Origin of the sequence: Campylobacter sp. BCW_4321 (genome assembly GCF_001763075.1) — a bacterium.
In the GTDB taxonomy this organism is placed as follows: domain Bacteria; phylum Campylobacterota; class Campylobacteria; order Campylobacterales; family Campylobacteraceae; genus Campylobacter_D; species Campylobacter_D jejuni.
Genome location: NZ_MJYA01000058.1, coordinates 1 through 3,371, shown reverse-complemented (window position 1 = coordinate 3,371; position 3,371 = coordinate 1). Strand labels below are relative to the sequence as shown.

3 protein-coding genes are annotated in these 3,371 nt (G+C 27.9%); 2 read left to right on the top strand and 1 reads right to left on the bottom strand.

Annotation, left to right across the window (positions count from 1 at the left end):
* Positions 1 to 334 precede the first annotated feature (334 nt).
* Positions 335 to 505, bottom strand: a complete 171-nt coding sequence (locus AJN58_RS10165; protein WP_002807115.1) for a hypothetical protein — start codon at positions 503 to 505, stop codon at positions 335 to 337.
* 235 nt (positions 506 to 740) lie between these two features.
* Here AJN58_RS10165 and AJN58_RS06300 point away from each other — a divergent pair, with 235 nt between their 5' ends.
* Both AJN58_RS06300 and AJN58_RS06295 read left to right on the top strand, forming a co-directional pair.
* On the top strand, positions 741 to 1,133 hold the full coding sequence (locus AJN58_RS06300; RefSeq protein ID WP_070291910.1) for a hypothetical protein: 393 nt from the start codon (positions 741 to 743) through the stop codon (positions 1,131 to 1,133).
* A gap of 1,237 nt (positions 1,134 to 2,370) precedes the next feature.
* A partial coding sequence (locus tag AJN58_RS06295; RefSeq protein WP_070291912.1) for a DUF3825 domain-containing protein occupies positions 2,371 to 3,371 on the top strand: 1,001 nt, incomplete at its 3' end.

Below are 3,371 nucleotides of genomic sequence, written 5' to 3'. Positions count from 1 at the left end.
GTTTAAGCAATGGCATTTTTATACCTACCCTAAAGCAAAGAATGCCTATTTTTAGGGACTTTAATTTTTAATTAAGCATTAAAAAGTCTAGCCTTTAGCAAGAGCATTTTTATACCTATCCTAAAGCAAAGAATGCCTATAAATTGGAGATTTATAGTATTTTTAGAATGAAATTTATTTTTCTCAAAAAAAGGGTGTTAAAAAATTTTATACCTAACATTCATTAATTTCGTTAATAATATTGCCATTTTTGTACCTAACCTAAAGTATTTTTAGCCTTTGAAATAGAAAAGTCTTCTTCTCGCCCTTTATCACCTCATTTATCCCCCCTTCTTTATCCGCTACATTTCATTGAATAATTTTCATCATTTATCCCCTCATTTATCACCCCCTTTATACCCCATCTCCCATTCCTCCCTATCTTGCATTCTACGCATTCAAATCTCATCTTAACGCTATCCTTAACACAAATCCTTATAGCCTTTATACTCATTCTTTCTCTCATTTATCACCTCATTTATTCCCTCATTTATTGCCTTATTTATTGCCTCATTCTTTCTCATTTACTCCCTATCTTTGCCATTTTTTAAACATATTTCTAGCATAAACTTTCCCTGATATATAAAAATACTCATTTCATACCCAAGTTAAATAAAAATACGGTATAATTTCATAAAGCACTAAAACCACAGAAGAAAACTTATGTCTAAAACTAATACACGCCCAAGCGAAAAAACAAAATGCACAAAGCCATAGAAACTTGGTTTACCAAAATCTACATAAGCAAAATAATCCACAAAGAGAAAAACGATAAATTATTTATCAATATAACTAGCTGTCTAGCATTCATACTCTCAATCTATGGCAAAACAGATGAAAACAAAAGCAAAATGACACCTGCTGTTATAGCTTATATCAAAAAAACAAAAAACACTTTTATTGCCAAACTAAAAAGAGTTAAAAACCATGAGAGCATTATCGATTTACAAGCCAAATACCCAAAGCTTGATATAGTTTCAGCCTATCAATTCCTAACCCTCAAAGATAAATTCAAAATTACCAAATCAGAAATCCAAGATTTTGAAACACTAATCGATATTCTTTCAAAAAACGCCCAAAAATCAAAAAAATAACCCTAAAACGATAAAAACATTAAAAAAATCATTTTAGCCTTTTAAAGGCTAATTCTGTCATTTTAAACCCTATATCCATTCAAGATACCCACTTGCAATCAAAAAAACACAAAAAAACCTACAAAAATCGCAACACAAAACAAAAACCACAGCCCATTTCAAAACTGCAAAGCATTTTTGAAAATTCGCAAGAACTTCTAAAATAAGCCCTAGCTCTCATATTATCGCTATAAATCAAGCACAATCAAAAATACACGCCATGAAGAAAATTTTGCAGTTTTTAGCTCTAAAGTCTATTTTTGCCAAAAATCTTACACAATAACTCGATTATCAACAATGCTTAAAAACCTACAAAATAGATATTTTAAAAGCTTTTTACAAATCGCAAAATGTCGGTAAAACATTAGCATAATTTGCCTACAACAATAAGATTTAAACGCCTATATTTAGGCTATATTATTGCATTATGCCCATTGGCTCAACTTTTTACATTTTTTTCAAAAAAAGCAAAAGAACCTAAAAATAAGGGTTTTAACATAATAAGCCCTAAATATTGATATTTTATTTTTTATTACACTTTTTAGTATATTTTTTCAACAATAAAAATTAAATTAATATTAAAAACCCTATAAAATAGTATTTTAAACAAACTCTTTTTTGTAGTTAAGTTGTAATAAAGTTACACTCAAGTTATAGTAAAAATAACATTAACTACATATTAACTACACTTTTACTTCAAAAAACATGCAAATTTTCACATTTTTGTAGTTAAAGTGTAGTGAAAGTGTAATAAAGTTGAACTCAAATTGTAGTTAAGTTGAAAATAATTGTAATAAAGTTGAATTCAAGTTGTAATTATGTTGTAGTTAAGTTGTAGTTAAGTTGAAAATAAAATGCAGTTTATCAAGTAGCGTTTTTTTGCACTCAAGTTGTAGTTATGTTGTAGTAAAAGTGTAGTTAAGTTGAAATAAAAATTTACATAAACATAAACTATACTTGAAGTAAAGTTGTATTAATGTGTATCACATATTGAAATAAAATTACATATTGCTTGAAAACAACTTGTAATATATGTATTTTATTTAGTTGATTTGCAATTAACTCGCAACAACTTATATTTTAACTCCAACAGGAAAAGTAATAGGCACTCCTATTGAAGGAGCGGTTGATTCTGACATACTTTTTGGACTATTGAAAGGTTTAGAAGATTATAAGAAAGGACAATTAGGTTTTTAGCGTGGAAAAAAACATAGAAAAATTAATTTTAGAAGCCTATGAAGATAGTAAAACTAAATTTGACCATGTTACTACAGGACATATCAGTCAATATTTGAAAAGAAAATATGATTTAAAAATCAATTGTAGTAAGGCATTAATAGAAGCAGGTTTTGATCTTGAAAAAGATGAAAACAAACCTTCTTTAGTTTATGTTAAAAAAGCTACCACAAGAAACAAGACTTCAAATCGTGATCAAATTCAAAACAAAGTTGAAGAGAAACCTTTGTTGTTTCAATTTGCCTATTTTCCAAATTTTCTAAATACACTCCAAGAGCTTTCTAATATAGCTCAAAAAGAATTTTGGGGAAATGGAAATAATATTTTATTTTCTTATCTATTTAAATATTTTGAGTTCATTTACGAAAATAAAAGCTATCCTGATATTATTACTTATAATAAAGACAAAACAAAGGCATGTTTCAATACAGGTTTGTATAGTACAGGTGTTTTTCCAATATTTGCATGCTTTGAAAAGCAGGAAAATGGAGGATATATTTTTAGAAAATTTTGTTCTAATGGAGATAGAGTTTTAGATGATTTAGAAATACCTAAATCTTTAAGCGATTATGATACATTCAAAAATGAAATCATTTTTGACAGTAAATTGGATTTTAGGGTAAATCATTTGCATCTTTTTGAGAGAAAAGAGCGATTACCTGAAATTGTGAAAAAACTAAATGATAGGTTCATAGGACACATTATTAATGGTGAATTGAAAATCATCAAAGATAATTATAATCTTCAAAAGATGATTATTCCTGCAGCTTATAAGCAAAGAGTAGTTTTATACATTCCTTTGAAACTTCAAGAAGAATCAGTTGATACGATAGTTGTAGTTGAAAAAGAAGAGGTAAAAAACGAACAGTATTACGCCGTGAGAACTATACTAAATCCGCATGATAATATTTACAAAACCGCAAGAGTTCTTTCAATAGTTGAATCTGAATGGGTAAAAAACAC